The sequence below is a fragment of the Paenibacillus anseongensis genome, from assembly GCF_009757995.1.
In the GTDB taxonomy this organism is placed as follows: domain Bacteria; phylum Bacillota; class Bacilli; order Paenibacillales; family NBRC-103111; genus Paenibacillus_E; species Paenibacillus_E chondroitinus.
In genome coordinates this window covers 60,499-85,784 of record NZ_WSEM01000019.1, presented here as the reverse complement: position 1 = coordinate 85,784, position 25,286 = coordinate 60,499, and the positions used below count along the sequence as shown (strand labels likewise).

General features: G+C 46.8%; 18 protein-coding genes. 17 read left to right on the top strand and 1 reads right to left on the bottom strand.

Annotated elements, in window-relative coordinates; translation table 11 throughout:
- Positions 1-789: 789 nt before the first annotated feature.
- From kynU to GON05_RS23655, 9 genes are all read left to right on the top strand, one after another.
- Entirely contained in the window at positions 790-2,076 is a 1,287-nt protein-coding gene (kynU, locus tag GON05_RS23695) for a kynureninase (RefSeq protein ID WP_157322507.1), read from the top strand.
- Between the two features lie 14 nt (positions 2,077-2,090).
- Complete coding sequence (gene kynB, locus GON05_RS23690) at positions 2,091-2,717, top strand: arylformamidase (protein WP_157322505.1); 627 nt, start codon at positions 2,091-2,093, stop codon at positions 2,715-2,717.
- Positions 2,718-2,744: 27 nt separating this feature from the next.
- The gene (gene kynA / locus GON05_RS23685) at positions 2,745-3,602 is read left to right on the top strand and encodes a tryptophan 2,3-dioxygenase (RefSeq protein ID WP_309492719.1); all 858 of its coding nucleotides are present in this window, start codon (positions 2,745-2,747) and stop codon (positions 3,600-3,602) included.
- Positions 3,603-3,732: 130 nt separating this feature from the next.
- On the top strand, positions 3,733-4,221 hold the full coding sequence (locus GON05_RS23680) for a DUF2798 domain-containing protein (RefSeq protein ID WP_157322503.1): 489 nt from the start codon (positions 3,733-3,735) through the stop codon (positions 4,219-4,221).
- 418 nt (positions 4,222-4,639) lie between these two features.
- Positions 4,640-7,006, top strand: a complete 2,367-nt coding sequence (locus tag GON05_RS23675) for a helix-turn-helix domain-containing protein (protein ID WP_246239382.1) — start codon at positions 4,640-4,642, stop codon at positions 7,004-7,006.
- 226 nt (positions 7,007-7,232) lie between these two features.
- A complete protein-coding gene (locus GON05_RS23670) occupies positions 7,233-8,873 on the top strand; it encodes a type 2 periplasmic-binding domain-containing protein (RefSeq protein WP_157322499.1) in 1,641 nt (546 codons plus the stop codon).
- Between the two features lie 131 nt (positions 8,874-9,004).
- Positions 9,005-9,934 (top strand): ABC transporter permease, encoded by a 930-nt coding sequence (locus GON05_RS23665; protein ID WP_157322522.1) that lies wholly within the window; start codon positions 9,005-9,007, stop codon positions 9,932-9,934.
- Between the two features lie 12 nt (positions 9,935-9,946).
- A complete protein-coding gene (locus GON05_RS23660) occupies positions 9,947-10,819 on the top strand; it encodes a carbohydrate ABC transporter permease (protein ID WP_157322498.1) in 873 nt (290 codons plus the stop codon).
- A 46-nt stretch (positions 10,820-10,865) separates the two neighbouring features.
- The gene (locus GON05_RS23655; protein WP_181646676.1) at positions 10,866-13,988 is read left to right on the top strand and encodes a glycosyl hydrolase family 95 catalytic domain-containing protein; all 3,123 of its coding nucleotides are present in this window, start codon (positions 10,866-10,868) and stop codon (positions 13,986-13,988) included.
- 345 nt (positions 13,989-14,333) lie between these two features.
- Here GON05_RS23655 and GON05_RS23650 read toward each other — a convergent pair whose 3' ends face one another.
- The gene (locus GON05_RS23650; RefSeq protein WP_157322494.1) at positions 14,334-15,053 is read right to left on the bottom strand and encodes a 3-ketoacyl-ACP reductase; all 720 of its coding nucleotides are present in this window, start codon (positions 15,051-15,053) and stop codon (positions 14,334-14,336) included.
- Between the two features lie 271 nt (positions 15,054-15,324).
- Between GON05_RS23650 and GON05_RS23645 the strand changes: the two genes are divergently transcribed.
- The 8 genes from GON05_RS23645 to GON05_RS23610 all read left to right on the top strand — a co-directional run bounded on the left by GON05_RS23645 (position 15,325) and on the right by GON05_RS23610 (position 25,260).
- A complete protein-coding gene (locus GON05_RS23645; protein ID WP_157322492.1) occupies positions 15,325-16,656 on the top strand; it encodes an extracellular solute-binding protein in 1,332 nt (443 codons plus the stop codon).
- A gap of 55 nt (positions 16,657-16,711) precedes the next feature.
- A complete protein-coding gene (locus GON05_RS23640; RefSeq protein ID WP_157322490.1) occupies positions 16,712-17,509 on the top strand; it encodes a sugar phosphate isomerase/epimerase family protein in 798 nt (265 codons plus the stop codon).
- Between the two features lie 20 nt (positions 17,510-17,529).
- On the top strand, positions 17,530-18,663 hold the full coding sequence (locus GON05_RS23635) for a Gfo/Idh/MocA family protein (RefSeq protein ID WP_157322488.1): 1,134 nt from the start codon (positions 17,530-17,532) through the stop codon (positions 18,661-18,663).
- A gap of 104 nt (positions 18,664-18,767) precedes the next feature.
- Positions 18,768-19,640, top strand: coding sequence for a carbohydrate ABC transporter permease (locus tag GON05_RS23630; protein WP_157322486.1), 873 nt, complete (start codon positions 18,768-18,770; stop codon positions 19,638-19,640).
- Positions 19,641-19,668: 28 nt separating this feature from the next.
- Positions 19,669-20,496 carry a carbohydrate ABC transporter permease gene (locus GON05_RS23625; RefSeq protein WP_127456419.1) on the top strand — a complete coding sequence of 276 codons (828 nt, stop codon included), beginning with the start codon at positions 19,669-19,671 and terminating at the stop codon, positions 20,494-20,496.
- A gap of 130 nt (positions 20,497-20,626) precedes the next feature.
- Positions 20,627-22,423, top strand: a complete 1,797-nt coding sequence (locus GON05_RS23620) for a sensor histidine kinase (RefSeq protein ID WP_181646675.1) — start codon at positions 20,627-20,629, stop codon at positions 22,421-22,423.
- The gene (locus GON05_RS23615; protein ID WP_157322482.1) at positions 22,420-23,994 is read left to right on the top strand and encodes a response regulator transcription factor; all 1,575 of its coding nucleotides are present in this window, start codon (positions 22,420-22,422) and stop codon (positions 23,992-23,994) included. Before GON05_RS23620 ends, GON05_RS23615 begins: the two co-directional genes overlap by 4 nt.
- A gap of 27 nt (positions 23,995-24,021) precedes the next feature.
- Positions 24,022-25,260 carry an MFS transporter gene (locus tag GON05_RS23610; RefSeq protein ID WP_157322480.1) on the top strand — a complete coding sequence of 413 codons (1,239 nt, stop codon included), beginning with the start codon at positions 24,022-24,024 and terminating at the stop codon, positions 25,258-25,260.
- The last annotated feature ends 26 nt before the right edge of the window (positions 25,261-25,286 follow it).

The window sequence follows — 25,286 nt, the reverse complement described above, 5'->3', positions numbered from 1 at the left end:
AAAAAGGAACTCCGTGCTAGGAGTTGCGGGTTTCGTTCATATCAGCGCCCTGTAGTTCCTCTAGGTGGCCAGCCAGCTTAGCTCTCCTATGAGGATGCCCCCCTACGCCAAATGTCTCAGTAACGCTGAATTTTTAGCGGCGTTGGGTGTTCTCCACCTCCAAAATTCGCTCCCACTGGGCTCTTAACAAGCTAAACTACGGAGGGAAATTAACTCCTCCAACGATTCCTTTCTCCTCAACGAACTACTGGGCTCTATTTCATGTGAACTCGCCAGCCAATTCTAACGGACTCCACAGACGTTAATAGGGTGAATATCGCCCTGTTTCAAATCTAACGGACACAGGAACCGTTATTTGCCGATTTTGGGGCGAAATCACGGTAGAAACAAGCAAATAGCTGCGCTGGAGTCCGTTAAATTTTCAAAAAGGCTATATTTCGCCGAATAAGAGCAGCTGAGTCCGTTAGACAGTCGAGAAGCGTTGCCACGCATTGCCAACCGGCTTGTTTGCCGGTCAACCACGTGTTCCGCCCGTCCCGCCTCATCCAGATGACTCGTCGCGCCACGTCATGCCAACCCAGTATGTTTGAAATTTGTCATTGGCAGTAGAGGTGGCAGTTGGCTGAAGGGTGAGCAGTATGATGAAATGTGGATGTGCCTATTTTTCAAGAAACATCCACTCATATGTCCACGCGTTAATTAACCGTAGTATAATAATTGACGACATCTACAATTTTAAGTAAGATAAGCACGATTCGATCTAGTTGTATAATCCACAAGGAGGGCTTTATGTCCAGAGAACCTTTTTATTACTCCCAAGAATTTGCCCGGCAACTTGATAAAGAAGATGAGCTAGCCCGCTTTCGAGATGAATTCTATGTGAATGCGGAATCGATCTACATGGATGGCAACTCCTTGGGCTTGTTATCCAGACGCGCAGAGCGAACGCTCTTGGAAGTCGTTGATGCTTGGAAAACCCAAGGCATCGATGGCTGGCTGCAAGGCCAATACCCATGGTTTTACCTATCGGAAAAATTGGCGGCTTTAAGCGCTCCGTTAGTTGGCGCATCAGAAGATGAGATCATTGTGACGGGTTCCACGACAACGAATTTACATCAGCTTGTGGCGACTTTTTATAAGCCTGAGGGGAAGAAAACGAAAATTTTGGCGGATGAATTGACGTTTCCATCGGATATTTATGCCCTTCAAAGTCAATTGCAGCTGCATGGATACGATCCGGCGGAGCATTTGATTCAAGTGAAAAGCCGTGATGGGCGTATCATTGAAGAAGAGGATATCATTGCGGCCATGACGGATGAAGTTGCATTGATCATTCTGCCGACGGTGCTCTACCGTAGCGGTCAGCTGCTCGATATCGAGCGTTTAACGGCTGAAGCTCATGCTCGTGGAATCCTCATCGGCTTTGACGGATGCCATTCGGTCGGTGCCGTTCCCCATCACTTAAGTAAATGGGACGTTGATTTTGCTTTTTGGTGCAACTACAAATATTTGAACAATGGGCCGGGCGGTACAGCAAGTTTATACGTAAACCGCAAACATTTCGGCCGCTCGCCAGGTTTGGCAGGCTGGTTCGGTTCACGGAAAGACAAACAATTTGATATGGAGCATCAATTTGTGCCGGCGGAGCATGCTGGTGCCTTTCAAATTGGCACACCTCATATTTTAAGTATGGCTCCGCTTATCGGCTCTTTGGAAATGTTCGCAGAGGCCGGCATCGAGAAACTCCGCGCAAAATCCTTGCATATTACCTCGTATATGATCGATTTAATTGAACAGGAATTGGCCGGAATGGGCTTCACCATTGGGAATCCAAGGGATGACCTGCGCAGAAGCGGCCATGTTTGTTTAGAGCATGAAGAAGCTGCGCGGATTTGCAAATCATTAAAAGAAAATAAGATCGTACCGGACTTCAGAGCTCCGAACATTATTCGTCTGGCTCCGGTTGCGCTTTATACAACTTACGATGAGGTGTGGGAGACTGTGCAGCTTTTAAAAGCCATCATGGTTGAAAAGCAATACGAGAAGTTCGAGAATACGCGCGACGTAGTCGCTTAAGTAGGAAGGAAAGGATGACAACCATGTTTGATATTTCTCGCCCATTGGTAACAGGGGTGCCGACTTGGCCTGGAGACACGCCATTCTCTTACGAGGTCAGTTGGACGAAGGAACAAAGCGGTTCCGTGAATGTCGGGAAACTGACGATGAGTATCCATACGGGCACACATATCGATGCACCATTTCATTTTGACAATGAAGGTCGGAAGGTTATGGAGCTGGATCTGGAGCTATACATCGGACTCGCGCGGGTTATTGAGATTTCGGGTAAATCGAGCATCGGTGCAGAGGAGTTGAAGGCGTTTGAGTTGGACGGCATCACTCGGTTGCTGATTCGTACAAATTCCTGGACAAATCCGAATGAATTTCCTACAGAGATTACTTATTTGAGGGACGATGCGGGAACTTATTTAGCTGAAAAGGGAATACGGCTTATTGGCGTGGATGTCCCCTCTGTTGATCCGCTGGATAGCAAGGAATTGGCTGCGCATCATACTCTGCATGCTAACGATATTCATATTCTGGAAGGTATTGATCTGGCAAAAATTGCGCCTGGCGATTATGAATTAATCGCACTTCCTCTACCGCTTGTTGAAGCGGATGGAAGCCCTGTCAGAGCCATTTTGCGCCCTTTGACATAATCGAAAACAATAGTAGGAGTGAATCACGTGTCCAATTCAGAGAACCATGAACAAACACAGTCCAAAGCAGCGGATGCCAGCATTCATGGCGACTTTTCCAAAGAAATGTCCTATGGGGATTATCTCCAGCTAGATAAAGTATTGTCCAGCCAACAACGGCTATCCGGGCATCACGATGAAATGCTGTTTATCATCATCCATCAGGCCAGTGAACTTTGGATGAAGCTGATTTTGCACGAGTTGGAGGCCGCTCGTCTTCTAATTCAACAAAATAACTTGGAGCCGGCTTTCAAAATGTTAGCCCGCGTCTCTAGAATCCAGCAGCAATTGATCCAATCCTGGGATGTTCTGTCGACATTGACACCGGCTGAATATATGCAATTTCGGAACAGCCTGGGCCGCTCATCCGGGTTCCAATCCTTCCAAAATCGGCTTATCGAATTCATGCTGGGAGGCAAGCAATCCAAAGTTTTGTCGGTCTATGAGCACCAACCGGAGCTCCACCAACAATTGAGCCAAGCTCTTCATGAACCTAGCCTTTATGATGCTTCGGTTAAAGCTCTTTCTATGCGAGGCTTGGAAATCGATGCGGATCATTTGCAGCGGGATTGGTCGCAGGAATACAAGGGGAATGCTAGTGTCAAAGCCGCGTGGTTGACTGTTTACCAAGATGTGGAAAAGTACTGGGATCTATATGAACTTGCGGAGAAGCTGGTTGATATCGACAGCCGCCAACAACAATGGCGTTTCAATCACATGGTAACGGTTGAAAGGATCATCGGATTCAAGTCGGGGACAGGCGGATCAGCAGGTGTGGAATATTTGAAGCACGTTGTTGCGCAGCGTTATTTCCCGGAATTATGGAGTCTCCGCACAGACTTGTAAACGAATGGATCCGCTCCGCGGTAGGGGCGGATCCTTTGCATTATCATCCAATTGTTCACGGATTGTTCACTTACACGGAGGTTTTCATTTTCTCTATACTTACAAAAGTAAACAGAGAGGATGATGCAAAATGCCAACAACGAAAAGAGAAGAAGTTTATTTTGGGCTGATGATGTGTTTGGGAATGGTTCTAGGCATGACGTTTTATAATTTATTTACCAATGGTTTGATAGGGACGATAACTTTGAAAGAAATTATTTTTCAACTCATTCTAGTCTTTGTTATCGCCTCCTTATTGGAGTTATTTGTCGTTGGTCCCGTGGCCAAGAAGATGGCTTTCTCGTTACCCTATGACAAATCCAAGAAGCTATGGGTAATTGTATCTCTGGCCTTTTTTATGGTGAGTGGGATGGTGCTTTGCATGTCTCTTTATGGGTTAGGGAATGCTTATTTTTCTAACGGACTGAATGGAGCGTCCCTGCTTGGGAGTTATTTGAGGATCGTAGCTAAAAACTTCATTTTTGCGCTCCCTCTTCAACTCATTCTGGTAGGGCCGATTGTTCGGTATTTATTTGCTGCTTTTATTAAAAATAGAAGAGTGAACGAGTCGTTCAGCTAACGCCAAAAACCTTCCTCTTGCATAAGGGGGAGGTTGTTTTTTTGAGAGAACTACAATCCGCTATTTCGCTGAAAAGGGGGCATTCCCACACGCGAGGGGAACTACAGGTCGATATTTCGCCAGTTTCACTCAAAAAATGTGCCAGGTGGGACAAATAAGCGCCTGTAGTTCCGCTCGGAGAGGAAACACCTCATTTTCGCCAAAATAGAGGCCTCCAGTTCCGCTAAGTAAAATACGACGCGCGCGTTGCTTCACGACGGCGCATGGCGGCGGCCCCTGCCAGTCGAATTCTGAACGAGCTGAATCCGATACGTGTTGCGGCGTAGGACCCAACAATCAAAAAGTTATATTGCAACTTTGGTGAAGAGAAGATACAATTTCTAATAAATTCGCTTACGGAATGGACGGTGGGTTTGTTTTGAAATTGCCCTTCCTCTTACGCCTCGTCGATAGCCGCAAAAGTGCGCTTTCAACGATCATCGCCTCCAACTTATTTATACTTTTGATACCGCTTGCAATGGGGCTTTTTCTGTATACGAAGGTGGAACAAAGCTTGGAGAGAAGCACGACAAGATCGAATGGCGCCATGCTGGAGCAGTTGAAGCTGTCGCTGGATAACAAATTGGCGGAAGTAGATACGTTAATGCGCCAAGTTGTGTTTGATCCAAAGCTGGATTATATGCTTAGAATCCCTGCCAATTCAACGGATGTTGACAAATATGAATTCATCCAATTCATGCGCGACAAAATGAGTAAGTATCACAGTATGACCAGCAATTTTATCCTCGATTATTATGTCTACTTCGCAAACAGCGATACCATTGTCAAACCGGACTTGGTGTCGGATTCGCGGACGTTTTATTCCATCTATTACGCTTATAAGGACATGTCCTACGAAGAGTGGCATCAGCTGCTGGATAAGGAGCATAAAATGTCCTACTTGCCGGCAACTCCCTTATCCAACGCGCAAGAGCAAGTCCCGAAAAATGTGATTACTTATATGCAATCCCTTCCTGTTCAATCGCAATCCCAAAATCTTGGAAGTTTCATCGTACTGATTGATGGTGATCAAGTCAAGGAATTGTTCGCGCAAATGGAGTCCGCAAGCCATAGCTCTGTTTATATCATTGATCATGCCGGGCAAACCATTATGAGCAACAGTGATTCCCCGTTCCCAACCGACTTGTTAGAGCGCGTTCAAGAGAGTTCAGGCCCATTTGATTATCGACTCGCAGGGGTTGACCAAGTGGTTTCGGTGACCTCCTCGCAAAAAGCGGGTTGGAAATATGTATCGATCATGCCCAATGACGTTTTTATGCAGCAAGTGAATCAAATCCAGAGTTGGTCCATCGGCCTGTTTATTCTTTGCTTAATTTGCGGTTTAGTGGCTGTCAGCATAGGCGCCTACCGCACGTACAAACCTCTCCAAAAAACAGTAAACGCGATTATGCGCGGAAAAGAGATGATCCGGCGCCCGGCCTCGAATGAATACGAGTTTATTCGGCAAACCGTTGAGGGCTCTATCCATGAAGAGAAGAACCTGCGCATGACGCTAACGCAGCAAATCCCGTTCATTCGAGCCAACTATTTATCCCGTCTTCTGAATGGTCACATGGATGTTGATGTGTCGGCAGCAAACGGGGATTCACTGCAATTTATGGATTTGAAATTTACAAGTGATAGATTTGCTGTACTGCTCGTCAAGATTGAGGATATTCCGTTTGTAGCGGCGGAAGAAGATGAGAAACAATGGGCGCATGCAAGGTTCATTATTTTAAATATTGGCGCGGATCTTATTGCGGCGAATCATCGAGGATTTTCGGTCGAACTCGACCGGGATCGCATTGCGCTTCTCATGAATCTAGCAGCAGATCGCGAGGAATTCGCCGAATCCGATATGCGGGATATCGCGGATTCGCTCTTCAGCATCACGTCGCAAAGATTCCAGATTGGCATTACGATTGCCGTCGGCGGGATTCATTCAGGACCCAAAGCCATTCGAGACTCGTATCCTGAAGCACTGGCAGCGCTTGAATATAGGCTGATTTTGGGGAAACATGCCACGATCCATTTTCAGGATATTCTCGAAGTGAAACAGCATTACTACTATCCGCTTGAAAGTGAGATTCAGCTGATTAATTTCGTGCGAAGCGGGGATACCGAAAATGTGGAAAAGCTGCTTAATAAAATTTATGCGATGAATTTTGACTCCGGTCATATGACGCCTGAGTTAGGCAAAGGTTTGTTTTTCAACGTGACGAGTACGCTTCTGAAAATTGTTAACTCCTCGAATACGAATCAGGAGGAAGTGCTTGGCGCTGACTTTGATCCGATCAAAGAAGTGTTCAGTTATCCAACTGCGCAAGGGATGTACGCGAAAACGAAGGAGTTATACGAAACGCTGACCCGTTCGTTTAATGTGGATCGATCCGGCCATAGTACGCAGCGCCTGGAGGAAATTATTGGAATTGTGCACGAGCACCTCGATGACTCGAACCTTGGTGTGGCTCAAATTGCTGAACGTATTCAAATGACACCGCAGTATCTATCTACCTTCTTCAAAAAACATCAGGGACAAAACCTGCTGGATTACATTACGCATAAACGGATTCAACAAGCCAAGCAGTTAATGGAGAACAAAGAACTGACCATTGTACAGATTGCTCAAAAGATCGGCTACAACAATGATGTCGTTTTCATCCGGGCATTCAAGAAGCTCGAGGGCGTAACGCCGGGTAAATACCGTGAAACGATGTTGCCGGAAATCATTAGCTCAGACGCATAAAAGGCAGCCTCTTGGGGCTGCTTTTTCTTTCACGCCAGCTACTGACGATTTCTAAGATGGACTGATGAATTCTCATATCGCCCGTATTTCTTACTAAAATACAACGGGGATGAGAACTAGGCAGTAGTCAGGTCGGGGCTGGGGAAGCATACTGGGGAACAGGTGCTGGAAGACGATTGCGGTGCCAACCAAGCTAGGGTTACTCATATAAAGGGAGGCATGAAGAATGAAGAAACATTTGAAACAAGTTGGATCTATCGTATTGCTTTCGGCTCTGGTGGCTTCGGCAGCTGCCTGCAGCAGTAATTCAGGTACCGAAAGTTCATCGGCTGCGCCACAGACGGGAAGTAGTGCTGAACCGGCAAAATTGACTAAATTATCGTATTGGGTACCGAATCACCCGGCAGCTTCAGGTCAGATGAAAACGTATGCTGAAATGGGGATGTACAAGGAGCTTGAAAAAGTAACCGGAGTCAAGGTTGAGTTTCAACATCCGCCCCTTGAAGTTCCACAGGCCCAAGAGCAATTCAACTTAATGGTTGCAACCAACGAGCTGCCGGATGTCATTGAAGCGAGTTGGGGAGCCACCAGCGGTGCTGTCGTCCGATATCCCGGTGGGCCGGAAAAAGCGATTTTAGATAAAAAAATCATTAAATTGAACGATTTGATCGATAAATATGCACCAAATCTAAAAAAGCTGCTGAATGAGTATCCGGATTGGAAAAAGCAAATTTCAACAGATGAAGGAAGCATCTATGCCTTCCCGTTCTTACGTGGAGATGACAAGGTCAGAGTGTTCTTCGGGCCATCGGTCCGCCAAGATTGGTTGGATAAGCTGGGCCTCAAGATGCCGACGACAATCGACGAATGGTACACCGTCCTAAAAGCTTTTAAAGAAAAAGACCCGAACGGCAACGGCAAAGCGGATGAAATTCCTATTTATTTGGACAAAAATCTGTTTGCCACCGACGCGCCTTTCCTAGGAGCTTGGGGCATTAACTACAGCTTCTACCAGGACGGAGGAAAAGTGAAATACGGTCCGATCCAGCCTGAATACAAAGAATTCTTGGCCACGATGAACAAATGGTATAAGGAAGGCTTGCTTGATAAGGATTTCGCAGCGCCTAACGATAAGCTGTTCGATAACAAAATGACGACCAATCTCATAGGAGCAACCGCTTCATTTAATGGGGGAGGCATTGGGAAATATGCAGGGCTTATGAAGGACAAGGATCCCAAGTTCGATCTGGAAGCGGCTCCTTATCCGGTGTTGAAAGCAGGGGATAAAGCGATTTGGGGGCAAAAGGATTTTGCTTATAACGGCGTTGGAGCAGCGATTTCGACAGCCAATAAAAACCCGATCGAAACCGTCAAATGGCTGGATTATGCTTACGGTGACAAAGGCGATCTTCTCTTCAACTACGGGGTGGAGGGCACCAGCTATAAGATGGAGAATGGCAAAGCAACCTTCCTTCCTGAGATTTTGAATCCACCGGCAGGAACCAGTATCCAGCAAGCCATTGCCAAGTATAATCGGGCAACATGGAGTGCTCCTTTTGTCCTCAGCGATAATTTCCAAATGCAATATTTGGCTCTGCCTCAGCAGAAGAAAGCATTGGAAGTTTGGTCGCAGCCAACGGCTGAGCGGAAGATCCCGCTTGTTTCTCCAACGCAGGATGAAAGCAGCAAATTCGCATCCATTGTAACGGACATCCAAACGTACCAAGATGAGATGCTGCTGAAATTCATTATGGGGGTCGAACCGATCAGTAACTTCGATCAATATGTGAAAAAGATTCAGAGCATGGGGATTGATGAAGCGATTAAAATCCAGCAAGGGGCTCTTGAACGTTTCAACAAACGTTAAGAAATAATTGAATGGGGGGATGAACCGGAATTGTTTATCCCTTCGTTTGCTTTTAGCAGCTTGAAAGAAAGGATAGGGAGACGATGAGGCAAAGTCCTGCAAATGGAAAGGCTGAATATGCCGTAACGACAATGAAAACGAGTCGCAATCCGACTGTCCTGCAAACTATACGCGCAGATGTGAGACGGCACTGGTCCATTTACGTCATGGCGCTTCCCGTCATTGCATATTACCTTATATTTCACTATGGACCGATGTATGGATTGCAAATTGCGTTTAAAGATTTTTCGCCGGCCAAAGGAATTTTGGGAAGTCCCTGGGTTGGATTTAAACATTTCGTAAGCTTTTTTAACGGAATCTACTTTTGGCGCTTAATAAAAAATACGATCTTGATCAACCTTTATGATCTATTGTTCGGATTCCCGGCAGCGATCCTTCTGGCTCTGCTGCTTAATGAAATCCGCCACAGTGTGTTTAAGCGGGTTGTTCAATCGATCTCGTATTTGCCACATTTTATTTCGATCGTGGTTGTGGCCGGGATGATGATTGATTTCCTAAGCCGCAACGGGCTTATTAATCAATTGACTGGAATCTTTGGTATAGAGCCGATTGATTTCTTGCAGAATGAGAACTGGTTCCGGTTTTTGTTCGTTTCGTCGGGCATTTGGCAAGGCATTGGTTGGGGCTCGATCGTGTACTTGGCGGCAATGTCGACGATTGACCCGACGCTGTACGAGGCGGCCAGGATGGATGGCGCTAACCGCTGGAAGCAGACGCTGCACATTACGATTCCAGGCATCATGTCGACCATTGTTATTTTGTTCATTTTACAAATGGGCAATATGTTGACGGTTGGCAGCGAGAAGGTACTGTTGCTTTACAATCCGCTTACCTATGGAACTGCAGACGTTATTTCGACCTATGTCTATCGTAAAGGGGTATTGGAGGCAAGCTACAGCTTCACCGCAGCAGTCGGATTATTTAACTCGGTGATCAGCTTTATTCTGATCGTTGCGGCCAATAGCTTTGTCAAACGGATCAGCGAGAACAAACTGTGGTAAGGAGATGTGCACATGAAACTAACCAGTGGAGAGCGAACATTTGGCTACTTCAATATGCTGTTGATGCTCGTGCTTTGCGCGGTCACGCTGTATCCCTTCTTATATGTCGCGTTCGCTTCGCTAAGTGATGCCACATCCTTGCTGCAGCATCGCGGTATAATGCTCAAACCGGCGGGCTTTGATCTCGGTGCCTACAAGGCTGTTTTTGAAAATCCGATGATCATGAAAGGGTATCAGAATACGCTGATTTATGTCGTGCTAGGTACGACGATTAACTTGCTTATGACGTCGATCGGCGCCTATGTATTGTCCAGGCCGAATCTCTATTTTAAAAATATCATCATGTTCTTCATCGTCGTGACGATGGTTTTCCATGGGGGACTCATTCCGAGTTACCTGCTTGTGAACTCTCTGGGGATGATGAATACGATGTGGGCCATCCTCATTCCGGGTGCGATTAACACGTTTAATATGATTATTATGCGAACTTCTTTTCAAGGCATCCCGGTCAGTTTGGAGGAGTCGGCCAGGATGGACGGGGCCAATGATTGGGTGATTTTATTCCGAATCGTCATCCCGCTTTCGATGCCGGTTATTGCCGTTATGATTTTGTGGTATGCGGTTGGACATTGGAATTCCTATTTTAACGCGCTTGTGTATTTGCGGAATCGTGAAGCGTATCCTCTTCAGCTTGTGCTCCGTGAGATTTTGATTTCCAACAATACGGATTCCATGATGGCAGGTGGAGGCGACGACAAATATGCCATTGGAGAAACGATTAAATATGCGGCTATTATGGTCTCTACGCTGCCGATCATTTGCTTATATCCGTTCCTTCAGAAGTATTTTGTTCAAGGTGTGCTGATTGGTGCGATTAAGGAGTAAACAGGGACGATTTCACCAAGAGATAGAGGCAGAAGGAGGGGGTCCTGTGAGAGGCGTTATTTTTGAAAATGCTCCGAGCAGCTGGAACGAAGCTTTACCGATCGGCAATGGACACTTCGGTGGTATGGTGTATTTCGAAGATAACAAGCTTACGCTGGCGCTTAATCATTATGAAGTTTATTATCAAAAACTGCATCGTTACAGCAAGAAGTACCGGAATGGTGAAGGACCGGATTTCACGCTTCAACATGGACGTACATTTGATGAATTGAAAAAGCTGGCTGAAGAGAGGTATCGTGACCCTGAACAAGGCCCGTTTTATCTATATGGCGACGCAATAAGCCCGAACAGCATGTACAGGAAATATGGTAAACCCTCGGGTGGGTCCTCCCATTATCCGACGGGGGAACTTCATCTTTTTCCATCCAAGGAGCTTTCAGACCCTGATCATTATTCGTTATCCCTTGATATTGAAAAGGCAGTTGTTCAGTTAAATGTGGGCAAAAATGAGGATAAACTTGGCGTCAGCACGATCATTGCTCAGAATGGCGATTACGTCATCACCACAATCAGCCAGACGAATGGCGCGTTGTTACCCTCGGTTGCGCTAACAGTTCCACGTAGAAGATATGTGGATATGCAAGTGACGTATCATCAATTGGATGATACGACGTTTTATTACGAGGGCGCTTTCTACCCGGACGGTGAAGCGAAGGAACGTTACGATCCGTTCTCGTTCATTGTAATGATGAGAATCATTGGTGCCAAAGGAAGTGTAGTTGCCGGTCCCGACGACAGCTTGCAAATTGCTCTTCGGGATGCGGAGGCAAACCTGACACTGCTAACAACGGTGGTCACGGAGGAAGAGACCAAGGAACTTCTTTCGACTGCGCTGATGAGGCTGACGAAACCAGCTTCGCATGTGGATGTGGCAGATATGGTGGAGCATCACCAAACGCATTGGAGAAGCTTTTGGTCCCGGAGCTCGATCACCTTGCCGGATAAAATGATGGAAGATCTCTGGTATATCAATCTATACGCAATCGCCTGCAGCAGCGGAAAAGGCGGCAGGATGCGAGAGCAAGCGTGCGGATTGAACGGCTTGTGGGATATTAAGCAGCCAACCAAGTGGGGCAGCATGTGGTATTGGGACGTTAACATTCAAGCTGCTTTTTGGCCGCTTTATACGGCTAATCGGCTTGAAGTGGCGGAGGCGTTCAACGAGGGGCTGCTTTCTTATGTGCAGCTCGCTGAGCGAATGTCTCAGCAGTTTTATGGGCTTGAGGGCGTTGCGGGTGATTACCCGCATGCCTTGTATGTAAGCATTTGGCCTTGGTGCGCGCAATTCCTATGGGATTATTATCGCTACAGCATGGACGTTGATTTTTTAAGAGAAAAAGCTTACCCGCTGTTTAGGCAGGCTGCCAAATTTTTCGAAGGTTATTTACAGCTGAATGAGAGCTCGGGGCGCTATGAGATATTTCCTGACATTTCTCCGGAGCAGGGGCCTTTGACTCGGAACTCTACTTGCTCCCTTGCAGCTGTGAAATACTTATTGAAGATCGCTTCGGATGCGGGAGAGTTGCTTGGTGAAGCGGAAGAGGATCGGCTCAGGTGGAGGACGCTTGCGGACAGCTTGACCGAGTATCCAACAGCCGTTTCCAAATCGTATGGCGATGTTTTCCTGGACTCGGAATGGGCGCCAGCCGATATGCATTTGCGGCATCCTTCTCTGATTATGCCCATTTATCCCATTGGAGAAATTGATAAGAATAGTGAAGCCCATTTGCGGAAAAGAGGAGAAAATACGCTCGGGTATGCTGCAAACCAGACGGAATATGGAATGTTTCAATTCGGCTGGCTGTCCTGTGCTGCTTCGCGATTGGGGAAGGGTAACACAGCGCTTAGGCTGCTCTATGAACAAGGCATCGATTTGTCGCTCAGGTGCAATGGCTTGTTTGCGGAAGAAACGGAACGCTGGATGAACTATTGCAACATCACCAATGAGCCGTTATACCATCCCCATATGATGGAGGCCTCCGGTGAAATGGTTGCTGCCGTGAACGAAATGCTGCTTCAGAGCTATGATGGCGTGATTGAGGTGTTCCCGGCGCTGCCTGATGGTAAGCCAGAGCCGGAGCTTACGATGGGCCTCTACGAACATGAGGTAGATTGGAAGGTTAAGCGATATGAGAAATGGAGCGACTGTTCCTTTCGAGGCTTGCTGGCAGTAGGCGCCTTCGAAGTTAGCGCAGAGCTGAAAAATGGCCGAACCGCTTGGGTTACGATCCAGAGTAAGGCCGGCAAGCGGGTTGTGATTCGCAATCCGTTTCACGTTAGCGATGAGGTAATAGTTGTGAGAAAAGAGGGTCAATCCTGGAGTAGGATGGATCATGTGGAAGAAGAGGGACGGATTTCGTTTAAAACGGAGAAGAATGGGGAGTATGCGATTTATCCTCGTGGCGAATTCTCCACTCCTGAGTTATTTGTAGTTGACTCTAGTGGGCGGGGTGTCAAGCGAGACTATCCAATTGTTCATGAAGCTCATACGCACCGGCGAGTGTTCCTTGGCAAAAACCAAGATACGCAGCATGCCAGACTGCTCGATCACTTCACCTTTGATTATTACTCCGGTAATACCAGGGAATCGAGGTTGGCCGCTTATCGGATGGATTTTGGTGTGGAACCGCATCGGCTGGAGAAAGATTATACCAACGTGCTGCCCAGACAGGTTCATGTGGATGGGGTTCTCGGTCAGGCGTTCCGTAAAGTAACGTTGGATTCGGTGTTTAAGCCTTATACCGGCATCGGCTGGGAGTGTGCGGAGGATCTCGGAGCGATGGATCGTGAGGGACCGGACGAACTGCGGAGGGATTTTATCGGTGGAAAGAGGGAAGCGACGTTTGTGGTGGAGCTTCCAAAGGGCAGATATGATTTACTCTTCGTATCCGGCGATCAAGAGGAGCCTTCCTACACGGAGATAGAAATCGTAGGGGGAACCACCACGTGGAAGCCTGAGAAAATGTTAAAGGCAGGCGAATTTGCAACGGATATGATGCCCATCACGCAAAGAAGTGATGGTTACTTGAGGCTGCGATTTCGCACCTGCGAAGGCTCGCAGTGGAGAATGAATGCGCTGATTATTAATAAAAATTACACGTATTTGTAGAAGCTGGGATGGTTGATACAGCTCCGATTAACGGTAGACTTTCAGTCCTACCATTACCGCCGATTCCTCCTGCTAATTTGCTGCGTTTAATCCGCTTTTGGGTAGCTAACTGGAATTGTTACCGCTAATTTCACCGAATCGCGCAGATTTCGCGTGGTACCGCTGAGATAGATGGAGATTCTACCGTTACTTTATTCCCTTCTCCAATTTGGCAAAAAATAACGGAGGACTTTCCATTTATTCGCGCTGGGGCGGGGGGAGTTGCTCCTGTAGAAAGCGAAAATAAGACCGATAAAGCCCGAACGGGACTTTATCGGTCTTATTGCTATTCCCCACAACAGCCAGCTACTGCGGGTTCGTTGTCCAAATCCCTGCCGTCTTCAGGAACACGCGCTGCGGTAATTTCAAAGCAGCCATGATGAGCTCGGCTACATCCTCCGGCTGCATCATGCGGTCCTCATCGCCTATCGGCAGACCCGCTTTGACGGACAGCTCTGTGTTCACGGTGGATGGCGTGAGCGCTGTAACTCGGATGTTCGATTTGCGAACCTCTTGCATGAGCGCTTCCGTCATTCCGATGACAGCGAACTTCGAGGCGCAATAGGCTGAACCGGTGGCGAAACCTCGTTCCCCTGCGGTTGAAGCAATGTTGATGATGCTTCCGCCATTTTGGCTCAACATGGTTGGAAGAGCAGCGCGAGTTACATGATACGTGCCCATCAAATTGGTTTGAATAATTTGCTCCCATTGATCGGGATCCATATCGACCAACTTGCCGAACTGTGCTGTTCCGGCATTATTGAGCAGGATATCCAGGGAACCCAGTTCCTCGATTAGCAACTCCACTGCACGTACCGCTTCGGTTCTCTTGGAAATGTCCGCTGTGGCAATGCTCACTTTGATGCCGTAAGTACTTGTCAATTCTTGTTGAAGGGATTCGAGGTCAGCGTGGCTGCGCGCTACTAATCCAAGATGTACACCTTCTTTCGCCAAAGTGATGGCGGCAGCTTTGCCGATTCCTTTTCCAGCTCCTGTAATGATGGCCGTTTGGTTGTGTAAGCTCATGAGTAATCTCCTTTTTATTCGGTGAATTAGGTATTCGTATTATGAAAAGTATGGCCCCATTTTATGCGATTTACCTGGCGGAGTCAATTTTTGCTACTGGGATATTTTTCTATTGCCAAATGGGTCAGTCTATCTGTATGTTAGTTTATATTACATTAAAAATTCAGACATTTTGATAAATTGATGGGATACAAACACGGTAACCGTTATCATATAATAAAAAGCGTAAGGTGAATGTCAAAAATAATAACATAAAGTGAGGGGTTCATGGATGATTCATGGAGTAATTAGAAAATCGGTGTTAGCTGCTGCTTCGGCGGCTTTACTGACAATTACAGCTTGCAGTAACGGAGCTGAGCCGGCGAAAGAAGCAGGAAAAACGCAAGCCTCAACACAGCCCGCCTCGAAACAACAAGTTACGCTTACTTTTGAGGAAAACTGGTCCACCCCGAACGTTGATAACCAGCTGTACAAAGAGAGAATTCAGAAATTTCAACAGTTGAATCCGGATATTAAGATTGAAATGCAGGATATCCCGTCGGCCCAATATCGGACCAAGCTCCGTACCGAGGCAGCCGGCAACAGCATGCCGGATATGTTTATTCTGTATCCAGGTGTCGATATGGATCCGTTCATCGATGCCGGCGTATTGATGCCGCTAGATGAAATTATGGATACTTGGAAAGATATTTTGCCGCCACAGTCGTTAGGTGGATATAAAGTAAACGGTAAGCAGTATGCCGTTCCAACCAAAATGACTTTTGTCGATATCATCTATTACCACAAAGATATGCTAGCAAAAGTAGGCTATAATGAATTCCCTAAAACGTATGCCGATTTCCTCGATCTCGTGAAAAAGCTCAAAGCTTCAGGCGTCACACCGATGGGAATTGGTAATAAGAATCGTTGGCCGCTTCAATCTACGGTCATGTCCGCTGTAGAGGATCGCATTGCCGGTACGGATTTCTTGACGAAGGTGAAACAAGGACAAGCTAAGTTTACGGATGCTGATTATGTAAAAGCTCTTGGCATTTTCGATGAGTTGACGAAGCTCGATGCCTTTAATGCGGATTTGAACACCATGGATGAAGTGCAAGTGCAAGATTACTTCTTACAGAAGAAATCGGCTATGACCATGACAAGCTCTACGATTGATACGAAGTTCCGCGTCAGTAACGCAGAAGGTGGCGCTAATATTGGGATCGCCTTGTTCCCATCCATTGACGGCGGAAAAGGAACGGCTGGCAAAAGTGCAGGCGTTGTCCAATACGGAATCGGCTTAAGCAAGGAATTAACGGGAGCTAAAAAAGAAGCGGCGTATAAATTCCTGAAATATTTCTACTCCCCTGAACTGTACCAGAACTTGATGAGTAAAGGGATCGTTGTACCGGCTAAAGTTGAAATGCCTGCGGACACCAGCAAATATTTGAAAGAAATGCTGGAGTTGACGAAATCCGGCGATGCGCTTGTCTTTGACAGTGTGATGCCGGCGGCCGTCAAAGATTCGATTGAGAACGGGCTGCAAGCCATTACGATGAAACAGAAAACACCTGAGCAAATCGCCAAAGAAATGCAAGAGGCCATGGATAAAGTGAAAAAATAATCGGTTAGCTAAAGCTAAGTAAGCTTGAAGCTAGCGATTTGAAAGGGTGACGGAGATGAAAGCTTCCATCGGAGCATTTTCCTTCTTTCAGCTTTTAAGTCAAAACGAAATGAATGTATACGGTTATCTGGAGACGGTGAAATACCGGTATCGCTTGGATGCTGTAGATCTTTGGAACGGCTTTTTCGCAAACCGTGAGGTTCCCATCTGGGAACTTCCGGATAACGATGAGTTGTTGAAGATCAAACGCAACCTGGATGATAGACAATTAACAGTTGCTAATATAGCGGTGGACCGCGCTCATTTATGGGATGCTGATCCGGATACCAGGCAGTTGCTATATCAGAATGCGATGGCTCATATGAAAGCGGCGAGATTGCTTGGTGCCAAGACGGTTCGGATTGATGCCAATCGCGGCCCCGGTGAAGTGACAGAGGAGCAGTTCGAATACACGGTTCGTACTTATCAGGAATTAGCTCAGCAAGCTTCCGACTACGGATTTACAGTGGGGCCTGAGAATCATACAGGGATTTCGCTGGATCCCCTTTGGATGAAGCGCGTTGCTGAAGCCGTGGATCATCCGGGATACGGTATTTTACTACATATCGATCGTTGGATAGACGGGAATCAAGGCAATGAAATGGTGGCTCCCTGGGTAAATCACGTCCATTTGGACAAACGAACATTAAGCTCCGAGAATGCGGAATCAACGATCAAGTTCCTGAATGAGTTTGGTTATCAGGGGTATTGGGCAGTCGAATATAATGCTTTGTCCAATCCTTATATCGAGATTGAGTGGGCATTGGCAGCTGCGAAACGATTGCTTGCATCTGCGTGCCCGAACAATGGATAAGTGATCTGGAGGCGTGTGTGATGGAATATGCCAAGATTCGAATTGGTGTTATCGGAACAGGAATTATAGGGAAAGCCCATTTGGATCAGTATGCAGCCATAGAGGGCGCCGAGGTCGTGGCTCTGTGCGATATTAATGAACAGGAAGCACGCCGAGTTGCAGATAAATACGGAGTTGCTCATGTCTACACGGATTATAAAGACCTGTTGGCGCGAGATGATATCGATGCGGTGGATGTATGTCTGCATAACAACTTTCATGCACCATTAACGATTGCTGCTCTGCAGGCGGGTAAACACGTATACTGCGAGAAACCGATCGCAGGCTCCTATTACGACGGCAAAGCTATGGTTGACGCAGCCAAGGAGTATGGTAAGAAACTTCACATTCAACTTAGTACGCTTTATAAAAAAGAAACAAAAGCGGCCAAAGCGCTGATTGACGGCGGTCAATTGGGTAAATTGTTCCACGCTCGGTCGAATGGCTTCCGGCGTCGCGGTAGACCTTATGTCGATGGGTTCGGCACCGCTTATTTCACGAAAAAAGCGAGCGCAGGCGGGGGAGCTTTACTCGATATGGGCGTCTATCATATCGCTCAAATGCTCTACTTGCTTGGTGAAACCGAAGTAGAGCGAGTCACCGGGAAGCTCATTCAAGAAATGGACATGGATGAGGGGCGGCGTACCGAAAGCGGGTTCGACGTGGAAGAGTTGGCACTGGGCTTCGTTACTCTTCGTAATGGACTCACGCTAGACATCTTTGAAGCTTGGGCTGTTAATCTTGGTGGCGTTGAGGGAAGCAGCATTATGGGATCCAAAGGCGGTATCCGGCTTCCATCGTACCATTCCGGAGAGATGACTTCCGATATCACGTTTCACACAACGGTAGCCGATATCGACCTGGACAGCAAGATTGATCTTAACCGCATGGATATTCGTTGGCACAGAATGAAAGAAAACGAAGAGGCTTATGATTCATCGCAGAAGCACTGGATTGCTGCTCTGCAGGGACGCGTAGAACTTATGCCGACTGCGGAAATAGCGCTTGCGACGATGCTGATTAGCGAAGGTTTATATTTATCCGACTCGCTCGGGCGGGAAACGACGGCTGCGGAAATTGTGGCTGCTTCTCGATCACTGTCAATCCCATTGTAAGAGAGGCGACAGCCGTTCTTCGGCTGCCAAGAGGCGGAGCCTGCGGGGTTTCCGTCTTCTTGGCATCTCTCAACTTATCATTTAGCGCATAAGGAGGGCTATGTATGCATGTAACGAGGCGGATGGGCTGGGCAATTTTTATCGGCATGCTGCCAGCCTTGATCATTTATATTGGCATCGCCATGATTCCGATCTTGATGTCATTTTATTACTCATTTTTCGATTGGAACGGTCTATCCCATATGTCTTTTGTAGGGTTGGACAATTATATCTCGGTCTTGAAAGACGGGATCTTCTGGAAAGGTGTACAGAACAACCTGTTTATGATGGTTAGCGGTATTGTGGGGCAGCTGCCGGTAGGTTTGTTTTTTGCCTTGCTATTGAACCGCTCGATGCGCGGGCTCAAAGTTTACCGCTCGGTACTTTTTCTGCCAGTCATTATCTCGGCGGTTATCGTCTCACTCATCTGGAACATGGTCTACGGCACGGAATCGGGTCTGATGAATAACATGCTCGGACTCTTCGGTTTGGACAGCTTGAAACAAAACTGGCTGGGATCCCCGCGCTGGGGCATGCTGTCGGTAAGTGTCACGTATTTATGGCAAAATTACGGTTTCTATATGGTCATTTTCTTGGCCGGTTTGCAAAATATATCGGAAGAAGTAAGAGAAGCGGCCGTCATGGATGGCGCTACAGGTTGGAGACGGTTCTGGTTCATCACCCTCCCGATGCTGAAAGAAACGATCTGGGTAACCCTGATCTTCTCCATCAGCAACAGCTTCCGGGTTTTCGATCTCATCTATGTCATGACAGCCGGTGGGCCGGCTCATAATACCGAAGTGATGACCATCTATATGTATACCCAGGCCTTCAACAACAGTTACTTCGGACTTGGGAGCGCAGTTTCAATTCTTATTCTAATTTTTAGCCTATTAGCCATCTATGCAGCCAAGTTAGTCACCCGTCGAAACGGCTAATTGCTGTATGTAGAGAAAGGAGGAGCTTATGCGAACATCTTTAGGGAAAAAAACGATCATTCATTTGATCCTAGCTATTCTAAGTGTTATTAATGTCATTCCGATTGTATGGATGGTTGTCAGTTCATTTAAGTCAGAGGAAGATTACGCGACAAATCCGCTGGGATTGCCAAAGTTTTGGCAGGTCAGCAATTATACGAGCGCTTGGAAAGTCGCGCATTTAGGTACGTACTTCTGGAACAGTGTCATTGTCACTGTTGGTGCAATTGTATTAACGGTGCTGCTTAGTGCATTGACCTCCTACTTTCTTTCCAGATTTAACTTTCGTATACGCGGATGGCTTTACGGTTTGTTTATTATTGGCATGACGATTCCGATTCACGCTACGTTAGTGCCGATTTTTATTATTATGAAAAAAATAGGCTTGTTGAATTCCCATCTTGCCCTCATTCTTCCTTACACGGCATTTCACCTCTCTATCACCATCTTCATTCTGGTAGGCTTCATGCAGGCCTTCCCTAAAGATATTGAGGAATCTGCGGTTATGGACGGTGCTGGACTCTATAAAATTTTCTGGTCCATCATTCTTCCGATGACTCGTCCTGCGCTGGCAACCGTTATTATTATCAACTTTATTTATAACTGGAATGAGTTTTTATTCGCACTTGTTTTGATCAATAAAGCGGCTCTCAAAACGCTGCCGTTAGGCTTGGCTAACTTTGCCGGCACAGAAACACGGTTTCAGACGCTTCAGATGGCTGCCTTATCAATGGCGCTTATTCCACTCGTTGGCTTTTACTTGGCCATGGAGAAGCAGTTGGTGCAAGGGATGACGGCCGGCGCTGTTAAAGGGTGATGGTGTGATGGTGTGATGGTGGCGGCACTTTAACCGCTCGAAACTTTTCTCAAGTCATTCTACATCCTTTTCAGGTAGGTTGACCCCGTTTTATAGTAAAATGAGGAAATACCGACGAAGGGGATGGAACATGATGATACTAAACAGATATCCTTTCTTGCACTTCAGTTTGAGAACAAAGTCAATTGCCATCTTCATCCTTCTGGTGACTCTTCCTTCCCTTTTGATCGGGAATGTCATTCTGAGCCGTTATGATGCTGTTCTGCGGCAGCAATATATTGATGCTATGGAAAAGAACTTGAATACCATTGAATTGAATTTATCCGAGAAAATAAAAGCTATTGAAGATTTATCGAACTACATGATTTATCAAGAAAACTTTAGACGGTTTATGGAGACGCCAACCACACCGGGCAATATGGTGCAAATGAACAAGGATCAAACAACCATCGAGGGATTTATTGCCTTTCAAATTATGTCCAAGGTGTACATTAAATCGATTTCACTAGAAGGTGTTGGAGGCAATCAACTCCAGATGGGCGAGCCTGTCAAAGGGTTGGAACAATCTTGGACAGACCTTGCGCAGGGGAGAAGAGGCGGGGTCATTTGGACGGACTCCTATGAACTGGAGAGCGGTTGGACGGGAAATAAGCGCGTTGTTTCCATGTTTCGTGTCATCAATTCCTTCGATAACCCTTCACGTCCGGTGGGCAAGGTGATCGTTCGTTTGGATGAGTCGGAAATCACGGACTTATTAATGTCAGCTGTTCCACAGGATCAGGGGTCGATCTTTATTGTTCGGCCTGAGGGCGATGTTGTTTTGCATCAAAATCAAAACTTGATTGGACATCCCTACCCAAGCGAAACACTATTGAGCCAATTTCAAGGGGGGCTGTCCAAAAAAGTCTCTTCCTTGAAGGAAGCTGGAGCTTCTTATGTTGTTTTTAGTCAGCCCATGAAGTCGACAGGCTGGTACATCGTAGCGATGGTTAAGGACCAAACCATCGTGCAAAAAACAGAAGCGATTAAAGCCTCGCTCAAATTTTTGATTCTGATTATTCTTATTTTTGGATTAATTGCTTTAATCGGGTTCGAGTTTGCTATGATACGCCCCATGCTCGAATTGAGCAAACAAACCTCCAAGCTCAAAAAAGGTGATTTCTCGGCGCAGGTCAAAGTCAGATCGCGAGATGAGGTCGGGGAGCTTGGCCGACAGTTCAACAACATGGTTATGACCATCAAGGAGCTGATCGACAAAAAGTATAAATTAGAGATTCGGCAGAAGGAGTCGGAGCTTCGTATTTTGCAAAGCCAAATGGACCCTCATTTTTTATATAATACGTTGGATATGATCCGTTGGACGGCAAGGCTGGAGAAAGCGGCGGAGACGAGCCAATTGATCGAAACGCTATCGCTTTTCTTTCGAATGGGGCAGAATAGCGGCAAGCGATATACGACATTGCCTGAGGAATTGGATTTTGTTCATGCTTATCTGGATTTGCAGCAGAAGCGAATGGGGAGCAAACTCCAATTCACTCTGCACATGGACGAGGAGTTGAACCATGCCGTCCTTTTGAAGAAAATCATTCAGCCTTTGGTGGAGAACAGCATCAAACATGGTTTTAAGCGCGGGGGTGGCCGCATCGAAGTGCGCTGCTATAAGGCGGAGCAGGATGTACTGATTGATGTGGTGGATTCCGGCGTTGGTTTTGCCAAAGACAAATTGGAGGCCATCCGTCAGGTGCTTCAAGATCGGACCGGGGACGAGGGGATCATGAACCATGCGATCTGTAATATTCATGAACGCATAACGCTTGAATACGGCGAAGGGTATGGTATTGAGCTTCCTTCGGAACCGACGCATGCCGGAACTTGCGTAAGAATAAGACTTCCATTTCAAATGAGTGCTCAGGAGGAAAAGCGATGACCATCAAAATGCTAATTGTAGATGATGAGCCCATTATATGCCAAGGATTGCGTCGTACCATTTCCTGGGAGACGATTGGTGTTGAAGTTGTCGGTGAAGCATATGACGGAATAGAAGCGCTTGCCTTCCTGGAGCATTGTCCGGTGGATGTCGTGTTGACGGATGTGAACATGGAAGGCATGGATGGACTTGAGCTTGCGAAGGAATTGAAGCAGCGCTTCCCTCAATCGCGCGTGATCATTGTTAGCGGATATGACCATTTTGAGTACGCCAGGCAGGCTTTGCGGCTTGGTATCGAAGATTATTTGCTGAAACCGGTGAATATCGACGAGTTGATGAGCATGGTGCAGCGGATTGGTGAAGAGATCATGCAAGAACGGAAGCTTGAGGACGAGCAAGAAGTGGAGCGCACGCGCAAATGGTTGATGGGGCAGCTGCAGCAGAGAGTCATCGATCAAAATGAGGATTATATACCTCTGATGATGACAACCGGGTCGTGCAGCTATTGGATGATCGCCACGCAGCTCTCCGATTATGCGGAATGGACCCGGCGATCGTCCGAAGAAATGCGCAGAGAGAAGCGGAACCTCTGGGAAATAAGCGTTGATACAGCCTTGCGATCATCCGGGCTGGAGACCGTTTCATTTTTTCAACATCAGAATTTGCTGCTGTCGCTAGTAGTCGGAACTCAATCCATGAGCACGAAGAATATTCAAGGCATTTTAAGCGGCGTACTGAAGTTGTCGGAGGATCTTGATCTGCATGCCAGCATATCCCGGCCCTTCCATAGTTCAGATCAGATTCACGCTAGCTGCATGGAGGCTATTTCCTTGTTGCACTATGCCGTGCTATCATCCCTTGCTCCAATTATTTTCCATGATGAAGAACTGATTTTCAAAAGAAGCCATCGTCTTCCTGAGCTGATCGTATGGGAGAAAAATCTGATTCATGCGTTATTTCAAGAAAATGATGCGGAACTACGCCAGCAAATGGATGAAATCATGCAGGAATTTCGCGAGAGCGGCAGCTTGATTAAGGAAATATGGCAGGCGTTCCAGGAGCTGGTCATTATTCTTCAAAGGCGGCTGCGTGCGGCGGGGATCGATTTGACGGGGTATCTCAATGTCTTTCATTCTCAGGAGATCGATCTTTTGGTGCACAATTCCTACAGAGCGATGGAGTCCTTGCTGCGAGCGGAGCTGGAGTCCATGTTCTCTTTAATCAACAACTCCCTTACAGGGAAGAATCATTGGCTTGCAGACAGGGTGAAATCCTACATTGAAGCCAGGTACAACAAGGATATTAAGGCATCTGAGGTTGCTGCATGGCTAAAAATAACGCCCAATTACTTCAGCATCCTCTTCAAGCAAAAGTTCGGCAAAGGGTTCGCGGAGTATCTGAACGAAGTGCGCATTGAACAGGCGAAGGCAAAGCTGTCCGAGACCGATGATCGCGTCTTCGAAATCGCCGAAAGCGTCGGCTACAAAGAATATAAATACTTCTGTTCCATTTTCAAAACATACACCGGAGTAACGCCAACGCAATATCGGAAACTTGTCCATTCGACTTAAGAGCTTAGAAAGGATAGCGTGGCACCTATGTCAGTAATCGGAAGACTGAAAGATCACCCGTTCGGCGTCATCAAAGCATTCAGCTTTATTTTATATGGCGCCTTCGCGATTTATAGTGCATTTTTCCCGTTGTATTTGAAGGAATTAGGCGTTTCTAGCGTAGCGATAGGCTTGCTGCTGGCCGGCGGGCCTATTCTTTCGTTATTCGCCAATCCGTTCTGGGGCTATTGGAGCGACCGTTTGTCTAATGTAAGGCGCATTCTGATCATTCTCCTGATCGGCAGCTTTCTTAGTCTGCAAACGGTCTTTTTTACGAATTCTTTCCCGTTCCTTGTCACCTTTTTACTTGTTTTTTTCTGCTTTCAGAGCCCTTTATTTGCTCAATCCAATAGCCTTATTTTGGAGGCGATCGAACATACGAATCACAAGTTTGGTTCTTTTCGTTTATGGGGGGCGCTCGGTTGGGCGTTGATGGCCTTGGCGACAGGTCCTGTGATGGAGTGGCTGGGCATTCGGGATTTATGGAAAGTATGCGGCGTCATGATGGGGTTAGCCATTGTATTCGCATGGATGCTGCCTCAGGCTCAGAATAGTGGGAAGGGGGAGTCAGGGAGCTCAATCCAAAGCGGCAAGAAAGGCAATTATCTGCAAATTATGAGTGATAAATGGTTTCTGGTCTTCATTCTGATGGGAATTCTTATTTCGATTCCGAATGCGATGAACAACACATTTGTCTCTATTTACATGTCCGAGCTGGGCGGGAATAGCTCCTTGATCGGCTGGTCCGCATTTTTTGCCTCTATATTTGAAATCCCGGTATACTTGCTGTTCGACCGTTTTTTACGAAAAGATCGCAGAAGCATGTTCTTTTGTCTGGCGGCTGTTAGCTTATTGTACGCGCTGCGCTGGTTTCTGATGGCATCGGCGACATCACCGTATCACATCCTTTTCATCCAAGCATTAAATTCCATCACGTTCGCCGGCTATTACTATGTGGGGACGCAGTTGACAGCATATTTGATTCCGCCGGCATTCAGAGCGTCAGGGCAAGCGGTTTATGCTTTGAGTTGGGGAGGCTTGTCCGGTATGGTTGCCGGGATCGCCGGAGGCTTGATCTTCCAGGAACTGGGCGCGCATGCCATGTATACGATCAGTGCGATGATGGCGCTTATAGGTGTAGCGGGGTTCAGTTCTATGTTCGTAATTGCTGCTAGAATGGAAGTGCGCCAAAAAAATGCTACACAGTACGAAAAGACTTTATTATAATGGATTTATAAGTATCAAATCTTTGG